This window comes from Photorhabdus hainanensis, assembly GCF_018448965.1.
In the GTDB taxonomy this organism is placed as follows: Bacteria; Pseudomonadota; Gammaproteobacteria; order Enterobacterales; family Enterobacteriaceae; genus Photorhabdus; species Photorhabdus akhurstii.
In genome coordinates, this window is the sequence record NZ_RCWD01000015.1 from 22,882 (window position 1) to 37,798 (window position 14,917).

The 14,917-nt window shown below is 43.7% G+C and carries 16 protein-coding genes; 4 read left to right on the top strand and 12 right to left on the bottom strand.

Annotated features, from left to right (window positions below; genetic code table 11):
* The first annotated feature begins 4 nt into the window (after positions 1-4).
* Positions 5-850 carry a DMT family transporter gene (locus EAE92_RS11060; protein WP_214068118.1) on the top strand — a complete coding sequence of 282 codons (846 nt, stop codon included), beginning with the start codon at positions 5-7 and terminating at the stop codon, positions 848-850.
* Between the two features lie 250 nt (positions 851-1,100).
* On the opposite strand, the gene ppx is transcribed toward EAE92_RS11060, so the two are convergent.
* The 5 genes from ppx to purM all read right to left on the bottom strand — a co-directional run bounded on the left by ppx (position 1,101) and on the right by purM (position 7,262).
* Positions 1,101-2,633, bottom strand: coding sequence for an exopolyphosphatase (ppx, locus tag EAE92_RS11065; RefSeq protein ID WP_214068119.1), 1,533 nt, complete (start codon positions 2,631-2,633; stop codon positions 1,101-1,103).
* 3 nt (positions 2,634-2,636) lie between these two features.
* Positions 2,637-4,706: a polyphosphate kinase 1 gene (ppk1, locus tag EAE92_RS11070; protein WP_214068120.1), complete on the bottom strand. Its 2,070-nt coding sequence runs from the start codon at positions 4,704-4,706 to the stop codon at positions 2,637-2,639.
* 63 nt (positions 4,707-4,769) lie between these two features.
* The gene (gene speG, locus EAE92_RS11075; protein WP_110087418.1) at positions 4,770-5,339 is read right to left on the bottom strand and encodes a spermidine N1-acetyltransferase; all 570 of its coding nucleotides are present in this window, start codon (positions 5,337-5,339) and stop codon (positions 4,770-4,772) included.
* 247 nt (positions 5,340-5,586) lie between these two features.
* On the bottom strand, positions 5,587-6,225 hold the full coding sequence (gene purN, locus EAE92_RS11080; protein ID WP_214068121.1) for a phosphoribosylglycinamide formyltransferase: 639 nt from the start codon (positions 6,223-6,225) through the stop codon (positions 5,587-5,589).
* Positions 6,222-7,262, bottom strand: coding sequence for a phosphoribosylformylglycinamidine cyclo-ligase (gene purM, locus EAE92_RS11085; RefSeq protein WP_214068122.1), 1,041 nt, complete (start codon positions 7,260-7,262; stop codon positions 6,222-6,224). Before purM ends, purN begins: the two co-directional genes overlap by 4 nt.
* 225 nt (positions 7,263-7,487) lie before the next feature.
* Between purM and upp the strand changes: the two genes are divergently transcribed.
* Together upp and uraA are read left to right on the top strand one after the other, a co-directional pair.
* Positions 7,488-8,114 carry a uracil phosphoribosyltransferase gene (upp, locus tag EAE92_RS11090; protein WP_036805138.1) on the top strand — a complete coding sequence of 209 codons (627 nt, stop codon included), beginning with the start codon at positions 7,488-7,490 and terminating at the stop codon, positions 8,112-8,114.
* A 69-nt stretch (positions 8,115-8,183) separates the two neighbouring features.
* Positions 8,184-9,476: a uracil permease gene (uraA, locus tag EAE92_RS11095; protein WP_214068123.1), complete on the top strand. Its 1,293-nt coding sequence runs from the start codon at positions 8,184-8,186 to the stop codon at positions 9,474-9,476.
* A gap of 134 nt (positions 9,477-9,610) precedes the next feature.
* On the opposite strand, the gene EAE92_RS11100 is transcribed toward uraA, so the two are convergent.
* From EAE92_RS11100 to EAE92_RS11130, 7 genes are all read right to left on the bottom strand, one after another.
* On the bottom strand, positions 9,611-9,802 hold the full coding sequence (locus EAE92_RS11100; RefSeq protein WP_214068124.1) for an AbrB/MazE/SpoVT family DNA-binding domain-containing protein: 192 nt from the start codon (positions 9,800-9,802) through the stop codon (positions 9,611-9,613).
* A 77-nt stretch (positions 9,803-9,879) separates the two neighbouring features.
* Positions 9,880-10,050 carry a hypothetical protein gene (locus EAE92_RS11105; RefSeq protein ID WP_214068125.1) on the bottom strand — a complete coding sequence of 57 codons (171 nt, stop codon included), beginning with the start codon at positions 10,048-10,050 and terminating at the stop codon, positions 9,880-9,882.
* Entirely contained in the window at positions 10,034-10,477 is a 444-nt protein-coding gene (locus EAE92_RS11110) for a hypothetical protein (RefSeq protein ID WP_214068126.1), read from the bottom strand. Before EAE92_RS11110 ends, EAE92_RS11105 begins: the two co-directional genes overlap by 17 nt.
* A gap of 208 nt (positions 10,478-10,685) precedes the next feature.
* Positions 10,686-11,993, bottom strand: a complete 1,308-nt coding sequence (locus tag EAE92_RS11115; RefSeq protein WP_214068127.1) for a 6-phospho-beta-glucosidase — start codon at positions 11,991-11,993, stop codon at positions 10,686-10,688.
* Positions 11,990-12,331 (bottom strand): PTS lactose/cellobiose transporter subunit IIA, encoded by a 342-nt coding sequence (locus EAE92_RS11120; protein WP_214068128.1) that lies wholly within the window; start codon positions 12,329-12,331, stop codon positions 11,990-11,992. Before EAE92_RS11120 ends, EAE92_RS11115 begins: the two co-directional genes overlap by 4 nt.
* Positions 12,332-12,349: 18 nt before the next feature.
* A complete protein-coding gene (locus EAE92_RS11125; protein WP_214068129.1) occupies positions 12,350-13,678 on the bottom strand; it encodes a PTS sugar transporter subunit IIC in 1,329 nt (442 codons plus the stop codon).
* 29 nt (positions 13,679-13,707) lie between these two features.
* A complete protein-coding gene (locus EAE92_RS11130; protein ID WP_214068130.1) occupies positions 13,708-14,013 on the bottom strand; it encodes a PTS sugar transporter subunit IIB in 306 nt (101 codons plus the stop codon).
* A 294-nt stretch (positions 14,014-14,307) separates the two neighbouring features.
* On the opposite strand from EAE92_RS11130, the gene EAE92_RS11135 reads away from it, so the two are divergent.
* Complete coding sequence (locus EAE92_RS11135) at positions 14,308-14,913, top strand: hypothetical protein (RefSeq protein WP_214068131.1); 606 nt, start codon at positions 14,308-14,310, stop codon at positions 14,911-14,913.
* Positions 14,914-14,917: the final 4 nt, after the last annotated feature.

Consider the following 14,917-nt stretch of genomic DNA (forward strand, 5'->3'; position numbering starts at 1 on the left):
CATTATGGCTATCCTGATGGGGTTGATTTCAGCATTGTGCTGGGGGAGTACTGATTTTCTGGCAGGGCAAGTGGCAAGAAAAATCGGCGTTGCTAAATCTTTATTCTACAGCCAGCTATTTGGTTTTTTTGTTTTATCGTTGCTGCTGTTTTTTTATTTTGAGATGTCGTTTGTTAATGCAAGCTTCTTGCAACTGACTATATGTGTTGTTGCTTCGGTTTGCAATTTAATGGCAATGGTGTTTTTGCTTAAAGCGTTATCGATCGGCAAAGCCTCTATTGTCGCGCCGATTGTTTCGCTTTATGGGGCCGTTACCACGATTTTGTCACTGATAAATGGGAAAGCAATGACCGCTTTGGTTTTGTTTAGTCTATTTATTTGTGTTGTTGGCGCCTGTCTAACCAGTATACCGAAATCAAAAGATGGACGACGAGAATCATCTGGTTCAATTTTCTTCGCGCTTTTATCTTCATTGATGTTTGGTTTGGGCTTCTGGCTGCAAGGGGAATTTGCTGTTAAAGATCTGGGTGTTATCAATGCATTATGGGTTTACTATTTAACCGCTGTGGTTCTTTTGTTCCTCACGTTGTTACAAAAAGGGAATTTATCATTACCGCCGATTTCAATTATCGCTCTGGTTTTTTCAATTAGTTTCTTTAGTTTGATAGGGTTTGCTTCATTAGCTTACGGCTCTGCTACGGGACATGTTGCCGTTGTTACCGTTTTGAGTTCATTGGCAAGTGGCGTCACCGCGTTATTAGGTTTTTTTATTCGCGGAGAACGGTTGAGCCGAATTCAGTGGATGGGCATTGTGATAATAATTGTGGGTGTTATTCTTTTGAAATTATGACATTTATGATAGCTTGTTTCCCCGAATTCTTCGGGGAAGCAGTGAAATAATTACATTAATTTAGGCGCCAGGTTGATTATTTCATTTGATGATTTTCACTTTTCTCTATTATGGCTTTTTTATTTTGCTGATGATGCTCTAATGCCGCGATGGATGAGTAAATGAAACGGCCAAATAAAATCAGAAAGCTGATAAGTAAAACCAATTTAATTATCTGAGATCGCTTCTTTTTTTTCATAGTTTGAGATCGCTATATTGATTCCTCGGCTATTTCTAATTGCCAACCCGTAACGTTATGCCAGTAACTTTGCTCTTTTTCCAGATCAAGTTGCATCAGGGTGTTTTCTGATAAATAGTTGTAAGGCAGGTAGAGCGCCCAATGACTATCATCAGTAACGAGTCTGAGTGATTCAGGGATAGTTGTGGATTGGCGTTGATTATTGAGTAACGTTGCCAGACGTAGGATCTGTATTAATGGCAGATACTGTTTTTTCTTGAATAAATTGAATCTTGGTAAATCATCCAGTTTTATTGTTTTACGATGATAGCGAACCAAGGTTGCCAGTAGTAATTGTTGTTCCTGATTAAAGCCCGGTAAGTTGGTGTTTTGCAGAATATAGGCAGAGTGTCGTTGTAATCCGCTTAAGTTAATACTTAGTCCAACTTCATGTAGCATTGCCGCCCAGTGTAAAATCGCTTCGAGTTGAGGTTGCGCCAGTTTGGGATTTTGCATTGCCCACTGTTGGTAAAGTGTTTCAGTCGTATTAAGTACGCGCCTGGCCTGTTCTCTGTCGATATTATAGTGTTCAGCTAAACTTTTTGCGGTTCTTTGGCGAATATCTTGATGACGGAAGCGGCCTTCCATTTCATACAAAACACCTTCACGTAGTGCGCCGTCCGAGAGTTGTAGCGTTTTTATGTGCAGAGCATCGAATATACCGCATAAGATAGCCAGGCCAGGAATAAAAAAATGTTTGCGATCGTCTGATAATCCAGGTAGATCAAAGGTTTTTAACTTTTTGAATTTGAGTATTTCTTTGACTAGCATCTCTAATCGTTCAGGGGTGATTAATCCATCCTTTTCTCCCATTGCGACCAGTACTTCATATACGGCTTTAATCGTCCCTGATGCGCCAAGTGCTGAATTCCAGCCGGTGACGCGGTATTGCCATGAGAGATTTTCCAGTTTTTGCGCGGCTTCGAGCCGCGCTCTGCGGAATTTCTCTGTGCTAATTTCGTCATCGGGAAAAAATTGGTGGGCGAAACTAATGCATCCCATTCGGCGGCTTTCTACTAATACTGGCTCAAAATTTTCACCAATTACCAGCTCAGTGGAGCCGCCGCCAATATCAATCACCAGTTTACGGTCTTTTTCTGGTTGCGTATGTTCCACTCCCATATAGATTAGACGGGCTTCTTCATGACCGGAAATAATTTCAATCGGGTAGGGGATAACGTCTTTAGCGCGTTCAATAAATTCTTTTGCATTACTGGCTTCACGTAGGCTGTGAGTGCCCACCAGACAAACATTATCAGCAGGAAAGCTTTGTAATCGTTCTGCGAATAGAGCCAGACAAGCAAGACCGCGCTCCATTGCTTCTTCGCTTAATTGATTGTTGTGGTCAAGGCCGTCGGCGAGATGGACGCGTTGTTTTAGGCGGCCCAGGATCTGAAATGCGCCGTTAACAATTCGTGCGATAATCATATGAAAACTGTTTGAGCCCAGATCAATAGCCGCGATTTCTATTGGTCTGGGTGTTGGCTTGTCGTGTGTTAGCGGCATAGATTAAGCTCTTGGTTCAGGTTGTTCGAGGGCTTTTATATAGTCATAAATAGCCAGTTGCGCCCGGATTTTCCGCTTATTACCTCGTGGCACATAACTATTGCTCAGTTCTTTATCAACGTAACGGGCTTTGACTGTATCATTGAATTGTAATTCGAGAATATCCAGTACCCGTTGTTTTAATTGTGGATCAAGTAGGCAAACCGCAACTTCAATTCGGTAGTCGATATTACGGGTCATCCAATCGGCAGACGACAGAAAGACTTTTTCATCTCCGTCATTAGTGAATACGTAAACCCGATCATGTTCGAGGAAACGGTCAACGATACTGATAATCTGAATATTTTCACTAAACCCGGGCTGATTGGGTACCAGTGAACACATACCACGTATCAGCAGACGTATTTTTACCCCCGCTTCTGAAGCGTCGTATAAACGGTCCACCAGCTCTTTATCAACCAGATTATTAATCTTTAATGTAATGCCTGCCGGCTTATTTGCTTTGGCGTTGGCGATTTCCTGTGAAATAAGCTGGTTGAGCATCGCGCGGGAATTTTGCGGCGAAACCATCAGGTTTTCAAATTTAACCGGACGGTAGGGATTTTCAATAAAGTTGAATACCCGACGTACTTCGTTAGTAATTTGTGGATTGGCTGTCAGCAAGGAGTAGTCGGTGTAGAGGCGAGCTGTTTTTTCATTAAAATTACCCGTACCAATATGAGCATAGCGAATAATTTCTTCGCCTTCCAGACGGGAAATAAGGAACAGCTTTGCGTGAATTTTTAGTCCCGGTGCTGAGAAAATAACATGTACACCCGCTTCGGTTAGCCGCTTGGCCCAATGAATATTGGCTTCCTCATCAAATCGGGCCTGTAATTCAACCACAACTGTCACTTTTTTACCGTTATGGGCGGCATGGATCATGGAATCAATAATGCGGGAGTCTTTTGCTACCCGGTAAATATTGATCTTGATGGAAAGTACACTTGGGTCGAAAGAAGCCTGACGTAATAATTCCAACACATGTTCAAAGGTGTGATAGGGATAATAGAGCAGCACATCTTGTTCACGAATCGCATCAAATCCATTGCGGAAATTATCAAACCAAGTGTGTCGTAATCTCGGCAAGGGTTTATTGAGTAGATTTCTCTTCCCCTCATTGGGGAATTTAATGAAATCTTTAAAATTGTGATAGCGTCCGCCAGCAATCACCGAGTCATCGTTTGACAAACCAAGTTTGCTACGCAGTAATTCCACCATTTCATCTGGCATTTCTCGTTGGTAAACGAATCTTACCGGTTCCGCTGTCAGCCGTTGTTTCAGCGTGGATGACATCAGTTCGAGCAAGCTTGATTCCATCTCTGTGGCTAGATCATATTCAGAATCACGGGTCATTTTCATTGAGTAGGCGTTCAGGGAATCATAATCGAAAAAGCCTTTGAAAATTTCATCAAGACAATAACGCATAATATTATCTAGCAGGATCATTGATTTGCGGCGATGCGGCATTTCAGGCGGCAAGTTAACAAAACGTGGCACCTTATCTGACGGAATTTCCAATAGCGCATATTGAATATTCTGTCCGTGGACAATTTCAACTGCCAGATAAGTGTAGTCATCTTTCAGAAATTCAACCAGGTTGGTTTCTGGATTGATTAAGATTGGCGTAGTGTGTGGCCGCAGATGTTGACGAAAATATTGACGTAACCAGATTTGTTGATTGGGTGAAATTTGTCGTTCATTGATTAGAAAAATTTGATTACGAGCGATTTCTAATAGCAATTCATTATAGAGCACATCAAATTCTTGATCGGTTTTAGCCACTTTAGCTTGAATTTTTTTCAGTACATTTCGAGCGCTGGCGGCCGATCCTCGTTCTTCATTAATTAATATCCGCCGTTTTACATCAGCAAAACGGACTTTGTAAAATTCATCCAGATTATTGGAGTAAATACCAAGGAACCGCATCCGTTCTATTAATGGATTGCTCTTATCCGCCGCTTCTTGAAGCACACGTTCGTTGAATGATAACCAACTAAGTTCTTTCTCGGTATAGAGCCTGTCTTGGGACATTGTTACTCCAGGTGTTAAGGTAAAAGTATTAAAACTTTGAATACGACAGGGCGTCGTTTGTCGCTATATTTCTGTCTGTAATTGCTGACTCATTTTTTCATCTTCCTTGGATACAAAATATTGATGTTGAAAAACGCACATGCGAATGGCTGTGTGGTAACTACCATTAATAAAGAATTCGTCTATTAACTCGCCTTCAGTATAGAAACCTAGTTTATTATAGATGTGAATGGCCTTGGCGTTCTCTTTATCAACAATCAGGTAGAGTTTATACAGATTAAGGACGGAAAATGCATATTCCATCGCTAGTTTTGCCGCTTTGGTTGCATGACCTTGGCCCTGATGCGCAGGAGCGATAATAATCTGAAATTCTGACCGGCGGTGGATATAGTCGATTTCGACTAATTCAACTAAACCCACTTTGGCGTCAGAACTTTCGATAATAAACCTGCGCTCGCTCTGGTCGTGAATATGTTTGTCATAGAGATCGCATAGTTCAACGAAAGCTTCATAAGGTTCTTCGAACCAGTAACGCATTACGCTGGCATTGTTATCTAATTGATGGACAAAAGGGAGATCTTCCCGTTCAAGGGGACGTAACCTAACAGGTGGGGTATGAGAACCACCAGACATTTGACACCTCAGTGTTTTTAGTAAGGAACATAATTAATAATAGCTCGCAGTGCCGGGTATGTTACCACAGCACTGTAATTAGCCGTTAATGCCGTTAATATACCCATTAGGGTATATACCCGTCACCTTTCAAGTTGCCTCTTTGTTGGCTACGCTCACTCACCCCGGTCACATAGTTATCTATGCTCCCGGGGATTCGTTCCCTTGCCGTCGCGATGCATCTTGAAATCCATAGGGTATAAATAGATTATTCCGCGGCATAGCCTTCTGGAGGGAGCATCTTTCCATCCAGATACGCTTTGCCATTAACCATACTTAGGCGCCCTTCGATAAACCAGTTGATAACTAACGGATAGATGTCGTGTTCTTGGGTCTGAACCCGTTTAACAACCTCATTTTCCTGATCACCGGCAAAAATAGGAACTTTAGCTTGCAGGATCACCGGACCGCCATCCAGTTCTTCTGTTACAAAATGGACGGAAGTACCGTGCTCTGTATCACCATTTTCTATCGCTTTGCGGTGAGTATGCAGGCCAGGATATTTGGGCAACAGAGAAGGGTGAATGTTTAACAGGCGGCCAAGATAGTGTTGCACGAAATCTGGCGTCAGAATACGCATATAACCCGCGAGGACCACCAAGTCTGGTTGATACTGATCAATGGCATGTTTCAACGCTTCATCATAAGCCGGGCGATCTGCATAGTCTTTCGGGCTAATAACATGAGCGGGAATATCCGCCTGTTTAGCGCGTAACAGACCGTAAGCATTTGCTGTATTGCTAAATACCGCGCAAACCTGACCATTGATTCTGTTCTGCTGGCAGGCGTCAATCACCGCCTGGAGATTGCTGCCGCTGCCAGAGATGAGTACAACGATATTTTTCATTTAATAATGACCTGTTGTTCACCCTCTTGCAGTGCCGCGATAGAGCCGATATGCCAGGCTTTCTCACCGGCGGCAGTGAGTAATTCAATAGCCTGTTCAACGGCTGTTGGTGGTAATGCGATTACCATCCCGACACCACAGTTGAATGTACGGTACATTTCATGACGGCTAACATTGCCTGTCTGTTGCAGCCAATTAAATATGGCCGGCCACTGCCAACTGGATTCGTTAATCTGCGCCTGGGTTTTTTCAGGTAGAACGCGCGGAATATTTTCCCAGAAACCGCCGCCGGTTAGATGAGCAATAGCGTGAACATCAACGTGTTCAATCAAGGATAAAAGGGATTTCACATAAATTTTTGTCGGGGCGAGTAGGTGATCTGCCAGTGATTTACCTTCAAGCTCTGTTGTTTCTGGATCGGTGTTGCTGACGGCCAGAATTTTGCGTATCAGAGAATAGCCGTTTGAGTGAGGGCCGCTGGCGGCAAGGGCAATCAAGGCATCACCCGCTTGAACCTTACTGCCATCGATAATTTCTGATTTTTCAACCACGCCGACGCAGAAGCCGGCAACATCATAATCTTCGCCGTGGTACATCCCCGGCATTTCTGCGGTTTCTCCACCGACCAAAGCACAGCCGGATAATTGACAGCCTTCCGCGATACCGGTGATAACGCTGGCGGCAGTATCAACATCCAGTTTTCCGGTTGCATAGTAATCGAGGAAAAATAGGGGTTCTGCGCCTTGAACAACCAGGTCATTAACGCACATTGCAACTAAGTCAATGCCGATAGTGTCATGGCGTTTGAGATCCATTGCCAGACGTAACTTGGTGCCGACGCCATCAGTACCAGAAACCAGAATGGGTTCGCGGTATTTTTGTGGTAATGCGCATAAAGCGCCAAACCCGCCTAAACCACCCATAACTTCCGGGCGACGGGTCTGTTTTACAACACCTTTAATACGGTTGACTAAGGTGTTACCGGCGTCGATATCGACACCGGCGTCTTTATAACTGAGAGAGGTTTTGTTGGTCACTCGAAGCCCCCAAGGCGGTTGCGTTTGATAAATTAAGACAGAATAGTAACAATTCTAACAGTCTAAGCAAACGTTTGCGAGACTCTTGTTTAGGATCAAAATTCTCGCAAGTAGGGCTGCGCTTGATGAAAATCAACGGATTGGTAGTGGTGTTATGGTTAAAAGAGGGTATAATCTCGCGGTTTTTTTGTCTGCTGGCGACATGACATACAGTAGGAGAAGTCCATGAAGATCGTTGAGGTGAATCACCCTCTTGTTAAACATAAACTCGGTCTGATGCGAGCGAATGATATCAGCACCAAACGCTTTCGTGAACTGGCCGCAGAAGTTGGAAGCCTTCTGACTTATGAAGCGACTGCTGATTTAGAAACTGAAAAAGTCACTATTGATGGCTGGTGTGGTCCGGTGGCAGTTGAGCAGATTAAAGGTAAAAAAATAACTGTCGTACCTATTCTGCGTGCGGGATTGGGGATGATGGATGGTGTATTGGAGAATGTTCCCAGTGCCCGGATCAGCGTCGTAGGGGTTTATCGTAATGAAGAAACCTTAGAACCTGTCCCTTATTTCCAGAAACTGGCCTCCAATATTGATGAACGTATGGCGCTGGTGGTTGACCCTATGTTGGCAACCGGCGGCTCTATGATTGCAACTATCGATTTACTGAAAAAAGCCGGCTGCCAGTCGATTAAAGTTCTGGTTTTGGTGGCCGCTCCTGAAGGTATTGCCGCGTTGGAAAAAGCCCATCCTGATGTGGAACTGTATACAGCCTCTATTGATGAGAGACTCAATGAACAGGGATACATTGTGCCTGGCCTGGGGGATGCGGGCGATAAGATATTTGGTACGAAATAATAAGTTAGCCGACTTTTGAGTCGGCTTTTTTTTGGCTCTAACGCAAAGAATATTAAGAGGATAAAGAAAATGACCCGTCGTACAATTGGAGTAGATGAGCGGCCTCCTTTTTTACAGACCATTCCACTCAGCTTCCAACATCTTTTTGCTATGTTTGGTGCGACGGTATTGGTGCCTGTTTTGTTTAAAGTCAACCCGGCGACAATTCTGCTGTTTAACGGTATCGGTACATTGTTGTATCTGGTGATTTGTAAGGGGAAAGTTCCAGCGTATTTGGGATCGAGTTTTGCTTTTATTTCGCCGGTTTTATTGCTGTTGCCGCTGGGATATGAGTTGGCTCTGGGCGGGTTTATTCTGTGCGGTGTGCTATTTTGTCTGATTTCACTGGTTGTCAAGGTGGCAGGGCGAAGTTGGATTAATGTGTTGTTTCCGCCTGCGGCAATGGGGGCGATTGTGGCTGTTATCGGTCTGGAACTTGCTGGTGTTGCGGCTGATATGGCGGGTTTGCGTCCGGCGGAAGGCGCCAGTATTGATCCGACAACGTTGACAATTTCTCTGGTAACGCTGGCGGTAACCGTGCTTGGTTCAGTGATGTTCCGTGGGTTTCTGGCCATTATCCCGATTTTCATTGGCGTATTGGTAGGTTATGCGTTGGCGTTTCTGATGGGGGTAGTTGACCTGACGCCAATACGTGAAGCGCCGTGGTTTGCATTGCCAACTTTTTATACCCCGCGTTTTGAATGGCTCGCTATTATGACGATCTTGCCTGCGGCGCTGGTTGTGATAGCGGAGCATGTTGGTCATTTAGTTGTGACGGCGAATATTGTGAAGAAAGATTTGTTAAAAGAGCCGGGTTTGCATCGTTCTATGTTCGCAAATGGTTTATCAACTGTGATTTCCGGTTTCTTTGGTTCAACGCCGAATACGACTTATGGTGAAAATATTGGTGTCATGGCAATTACCAAAGTGTACAGTACTTGGGTTATTGGCGGTGCTGCGATACTGGCGATTTTGCTCTCCTGCGTCGGTAAATTGGCGGCGGCAATTCAGGCCGTGCCGGTTCCAGTCATGGGCGGTGTATCGCTGTTGCTTTATGGGGTTATTGGCGCATCAGGGATTCGGGTGCTGATTGATTCCAAAGTGGATTACAACAAAGCGCAAAATCTTATCCTGACTTCCGTTATTCTTATCATCGGCGTCAGTGGGGCGAAAATTAATATCGGTGTCGCTGAACTTAAAGGTATGGCGCTGGCAACGATTGTAGGTATCGGGATGAGTTTGATTTTCCGACTGGTCGCTATTTTCCGTCCCGAAGAACGATATATTGAATCTTCCGTTGAATCTGTTAATCGGAATCATTAACTGAAGCAATAAATTCGATTCATTACCCCCGCTTTGAATGATTTAATTAGGGAAGAGCGGGGATGGGTTGGGTAATTAATCTTATTCCGTGGAGCAGTCACGAAGGCAAATATCACCACGTTTAGGCACGAACATCAGTAATTAAGCTCCTGATTATTTGGAGTCACTCTTTCGTCGGCATGAGCAGTATAAGCAGATAAGCCATTTAGTAAGTCAGATTCAGTCAATCGTTTTTTGGCGGCTTTTTGAATAATTGATCCTTGTTTACTAATCTTCTCAATGTCTACAGCATCGCCTGCTTCAAATTTGGGTATTATTTTGAACATACACAAGAAAGCCATTATCGAGGGTGTTAGGTTTTAGTTATGAAGCAAAAAAGGAGCGAAAAGCTCCCTTCAAATGTTTATCGGACTACGTACCAGTTTCGTTTTTCATTGAGATACTGAACAGTACCCTCTCTTTCGGATTTTTTTAGGGCGCTGTAAGCAGCTCTCATACGTTCCGCTTTTTTAGCTACCGCTTCTTCGAGTTCAAGCTTTCCTTTTTCAGCTTGTTCGTTATGTATGTATGACATAACCCCTCCCGTTTGGCTCTAACTTATCTATTATGGTAAAGCCGTTTTGTGTCACAAATCGATATATATACCGCTTATAGACCCTGTTTAGTCGCTCATCTGCGGCTAGTAAAATGTATCCACTAGGGCTGACCGCATTATAGTGCTCATTAATCAGCCTTTCAACTGCGTACATAATCCCTATCATCTGATTATGGTTATTTGTAGGACACCTCTCAAATAGCGTGTTGTTATCTAAATTGTTTTTTGCATCAAATGAGACTTCGAAAAAATTGTTTAAATCGAAGCTGTAATTTTCAGGTAAAAAGACAGAAGAATCTCCCTTTGAAATAATCTCCATTATAATCAGGGTATATTCCACGCCAGACACCTCAAAATCTGAGATATGTGCTTCACCATATCCCAAGTTTTCTATTTTAAATGGCATAGATTTTCCTAAAATTTCAACGTATTGAAACTTTATATTCCAATATTCTTCAATCAATTGATTTCAGCGCAGTATAATACAGAATCTCTTGTTCAAACTTAACGTGAAAGATAAATGCGTGCGGCGCCGCAAAAAAAAGAGGTTACAAAGTCAGTTAGCGATATCTGTTAGTCAGAAGTAACAGATATCGTTTTAACTTTATGTTTATTCATTGAAATTGCGGTAGATAATCACGGTTTATTGCTAATACGTCATCCAATAGTGGTGAAGCAATGTCTACATCGGCAACCAGTGGGTTGGTGATCAGCGCCAATAGTGCGGCGTCGCGGTCGCCATGAACTGCTGCTTTGATCGTTAAGCGTTCATAGGTTTTTATCTGTTGCGTCAGAGGATACATACTGTCAGGCAGGCGGCCGAATGTCAGCGGGTGGGCGCCTTCTGCATTAATAATACAATTGGTTTCGATGACGGCATCGTCCGGTAAACCCCGAATAGCGCCGTGGTTTGTGGTATTGACTACCAATTGGCTATCGAGATTGTTATGAATGGCGCAAATCAGATCCAGTGCAACCTCAGAATAGAATGCGCCACCGCGGAAACTGAGTTGCTCTGGCTTGTGATCAAGTTCTGGATCAGCATACAGTTCAAATAGTTCCTGTTCTACTTTCATGACCTGTTCTGCCCGGGTGCCTTGTGCGACAGCGGCTTCGTGCTCTTCCTGTAACATATTGCGGGTTTGGTAGAAGTAGCGGTGATAAGGGCAAGGGATTGCGCCTAGTGCCTTAAGGAGTGGCGGAGGCCAGGGCGCTTCTTGAATATTATTCATGGTTAAGGTTGCACCATTGCATAGCATATCAAGTACCTGTTGAGTTTTATCCTGACCCGCGACTAGTACTTGATGTACCCAGACCATATGATTCAGCCCGGCAAAGTGTAACTGCACATCCTGATAAGGGCGTTGTAGCATATTAGCTATCATGTGATGCATTGTGACCGGGACATTACATAGGCCGATAATTTTTGCTTTGCTATAGCGGGAAATTGCTTCGGTAACGATCCCGGCTGGATTGGTGAAGTTAATAATCCATGCGTCCGGTGCAACTTGTTCAACTTTATGGGCAATATCCAGCAAAATGGGGATGGTGCGTAATGCTTTGGCAAAGCCGCCTACGCCGGTAGTTTCCTGACCGATCAAGCCATATTTTAGTCCCAGACGCTCGTCCGCAGAGCGAGCCGGAAGCTGACCGACACGTAATTGAGTTAAAATAAAATTAGCCCCGCGAATGGCGTTATCTGGTGTGAAATGGACGCTGACAATAACGTGTTCCATGCCATGACGAGCTAACATACGGCGAGTAAGCGCGGCGATAATTTCTACTTTCTGTTTTCCACTGTCAATGTCAACTAATGCCAGCTCAGATAGTGGAATGTTTTTTTGGTGTTGAATAAGCCCTTCGACTAATTCAGGTGTGTAGCTGCTACCGCCGCCAATAACGGCTATTTTGATTCGTTTCATACCTTTTCCTCTTGTGATGGTATTCGGCGATAGAGTTCAATCATATCGCTGGCGAGATCTTGAATAACCATTGCGTTCATTAAATGATCTTGCGCATGGACAGTGATGAGATTGACAGGTAATTTACCGCAGCCTTCATCCAATCCGATGAGGGTGGTTTGAATCGTGTGTGCTTCTTTAATTGCCTGTTGGGATTCAGCCATCAGTGTTTGTGCTGTCTGAAAGTCACTGTTTCTGGCATGTTGTAATGCCATTAGCGCGTGACTGCGCGCGCTTCCGGCATGAACCAATAGCTCTACAATAGTTTTTTCTAAATCAATGGTTTGTCCTAAATTCATGTGTAAATCCTCCGAAAATTAGGGTTGGGATTGAGTTTCTACACCGGTGGATGCTGTGTTTTCTCGCTGTTTATTTTCTTCGTTGACCAACTGTTTTTCATAAATTTTGAAGAAGGGATACCAGATAAAGAGGTCGATTATCATTAGTATGAACACGAGTACTGCCGCACGATAATCCCAGGCAGCGGAAATCATTGCGCCGAATGGCGCCGGCGCAGTCCAGGGGGAAAGAGCGACCATTTTATGCACCAGGCCAAGATGCAGAGTGCTGTAAGACAATACTGCATTGACCAATGGCACAACCAGTAGTGGAATGAATAAGGTTGGATTCATCACAATGGGTGAGCCAAACAGTAGTGGTTCGTTAATATTGAATATGGACGGAACCACGCTCAGTTTTCCGATAGTACGCAAATGTATAGAACGGCTGCGCAGATAAAGGAACGCCAGAACCAGCGTAGAGCCAGAGCCGCCAATACAGATATAAAACGACCAGTAAGGGTCAGTAAAAATTTGTGTTGTAGCCGTACCTTGAGCCATTAATGTTGCATTGGCGGCAATATTTGCCATAAAAATAGGGGCCATCAAGCCAGTGACAATGTTGGCGCCATGAATACCGGCAAACCACAGTAGGTTCGCAATGAGTAGCGCCAGTATAATGGCAGGCAGAGTATCACCGACGGAAATGAGTGGGTGGAACATCTGCATTATGGCTGCGGGAATAAGTAGATTGAGTTCACTCTGTAGTAGCAAGCTGGCAGGATAAACTGTTAGCAAGATACCTATGACTGGGTATAGAAGTTCAAAAGAACGGGCAATTGCTGGCGGCACTTGTGTTGGCATTCGGATGGTAATGTTATATTTTTTTAGTAAACGTGTTAGTTCAACTGACCAGATAGCGCAAATTAATGCGGTAAATACACCGGTGCCGCCGAGGAAATCGAGTGCTATTTTGTTTTCTATCTGTGGTGCTGCTGCTAGCAAAAACGCCATTAGTGACAGTAAAGCAGAAGTTAGTCCGTCCAAACCGTAAGATTTAGCTAAACTGTAGGCGGTGCCGACCGAAACAAAGATACTCATTAAACCCATAGTCATAAAGTAAGGCATAGTGATGGTGTCCCAGTGAGTTTTGGCAAAGGACAACCAAACTTGGCCGAATGAGGATGCAGTCTGTAAATCGAAGGGTGGGTTTGCCACAATTAACATCATGCTGCCGATGATCAAAAATGGCATGGCTGAGATAAAGCCGTCACGCATTGCAATAATATGCCGTTGGTTACCGATTCGCCCGGCAATCGGGATAATATAGTTTTCTAAGACACGTGTAAAAGAGGTATAGAGACTCATGGGGGGACTCCGAATGGTAATGAAATTGTTTATTCCAACAGGCTTAGTGCCTTATCGAGAACCTTATCACCACGAAGAGTGCCATAATCCGTCATGTCAATAACGTCTATTGGTTTGCCGTGTGGTTTGGCGATAGCGGAAAGATGGGCCAATTGATACCTCACTTGTGGACCGAGTAAAACAACGTCAACATCGGCTATCCGGTGTTCTAATTCGGCTATGGGAGCTGCTTTGATCTCAATGTCCAATGCCCGTTTTATCACTTCTGCTTGCATACGTTGTACCAACATGCTGGTGGACATACCGGCCGCACAACACAATAGGATTTTTTTCATTGCTAAGTCTCCAGTTTGTTATACCGTTTCTTATGAGATAAGTGGTTGATGAAAGCTTTCACTTTTTATTAAGACTAGCAATTTATGTTAAATATGTTGCGATTTTGTTCGCATATTAATCAAGAATAGTTTAAGGAATAGAGATAGAATGTGATCTTCGTTTGTATTGTACCTAGGTAGTGTACATAGCGTGAAAATGTCAAATTATATAGGACGTTGCAGCGAGATTTTTCACTTATGGAGTAAGAGTGAGTGTTTGGATTATAGTAAATATTGGCAACTAGTGATGAAGCAATGCTAAAGTTAATTCCTGAAGTAGATTTCGATATCAAACTTAACATGATAGAGAAAAATGCAGAACACACTCAGGCTTTCATTGAACGTGGAGTGAAAGACTTTTCTTTGCCTGGATTTGTTACTCCACACGGTTACCGCTTACTGACATCTGTTTCTGGCAATCAATATAGATTGGTGACTGATGCAGATATGCCGGAGACGGTTTACGCGGTAAAGCTCAAATTTATGGAATTAATTGTTCCATCAAAAAAAACATGCACACAGATACTTGTATGGCGTACAGTTCTTCCTCAACATGACGGGGCAGTGCGAGGTTTGCCACAAGAGTTTTTTAGATTTTTCCTTGAAAGATACTCCATTGTCGTGTCTGACAGTGAGCAAACGCTAGATGGACGTAGGTTTTGGGAGCGTATGATTGCTTGGGCTATCAGCATTAGTGGGTATCATGTGTATGTTTCTGATGGCGCTAAAGAGGAACGTCCACTGAACCTGATTACCTCGTGGGATGACTTCTATGGAACCTGGGCTAATTATTGCTGGGGTCATGATAAGGATTATCACTATCATCGCCTTTTTGTTATCAGTAAAGAGCTATTACATTGATCTT

Bases quoted from the DNA above. Each gene is read 5' to 3' on its own strand.
- ppk1 (WP_214068120.1), bottom strand. From the start codon at position 4,706: ATGTCCCAAGACAGGCTCTATACCGAGAAAGAACTTAGTTGGTTATCA.
- ppx (WP_214068119.1), bottom strand. From the start codon at position 2,633: ATGCCGCTAACACACGACAAGCCAACACCCAGACCAATAGAAATCGCG.
- uraA (WP_214068123.1), top strand. From the start codon at position 8,184: ATGACCCGTCGTACAATTGGAGTAGATGAGCGGCCTCCTTTTTTACAG.
- EAE92_RS11130 (WP_214068130.1), bottom strand. From the start codon at position 14,013: ATGAAAAAAATCCTATTGTGTTGTGCGGCCGGTATGTCCACCAGCATG.
- EAE92_RS11060 (WP_214068118.1), top strand. From the start codon at position 5: ATGGCTATCCTGATGGGGTTGATTTCAGCATTGTGCTGGGGGAGTACT.
- EAE92_RS11100 (WP_214068124.1), bottom strand. From the start codon at position 9,802: ATGTTCAAAATAATACCCAAATTTGAAGCAGGCGATGCTGTAGACATT.
- EAE92_RS11110 (WP_214068126.1), bottom strand. From the start codon at position 10,477: ATGCCATTTAAAATAGAAAACTTGGGATATGGTGAAGCACATATCTCA.
- EAE92_RS11125 (WP_214068129.1), bottom strand. From the start codon at position 13,678: ATGAGTCTCTATACCTCTTTTACACGTGTCTTAGAAAACTATATTATC.
- EAE92_RS11120 (WP_214068128.1), bottom strand. From the start codon at position 12,331: ATGAATTTAGGACAAACCATTGATTTAGAAAAAACTATTGTAGAGCTA.
- purN (WP_214068121.1), bottom strand. From the start codon at position 6,225: ATGAAAAATATCGTTGTACTCATCTCTGGCAGCGGCAGCAATCTCCAG.
- upp (WP_036805138.1), top strand. From the start codon at position 7,488: ATGAAGATCGTTGAGGTGAATCACCCTCTTGTTAAACATAAACTCGGT.
- EAE92_RS11135 (WP_214068131.1), top strand. From the start codon at position 14,308: ATGCTAAAGTTAATTCCTGAAGTAGATTTCGATATCAAACTTAACATG.
- EAE92_RS11105 (WP_214068125.1), bottom strand. From the start codon at position 10,050: ATGTCATACATACATAACGAACAAGCTGAAAAAGGAAAGCTTGAACTC.
- speG (WP_110087418.1), bottom strand. From the start codon at position 5,339: ATGTCTGGTGGTTCTCATACCCCACCTGTTAGGTTACGTCCCCTTGAA.
- EAE92_RS11115 (WP_214068127.1), bottom strand. From the start codon at position 11,993: ATGAAACGAATCAAAATAGCCGTTATTGGCGGCGGTAGCAGCTACACA.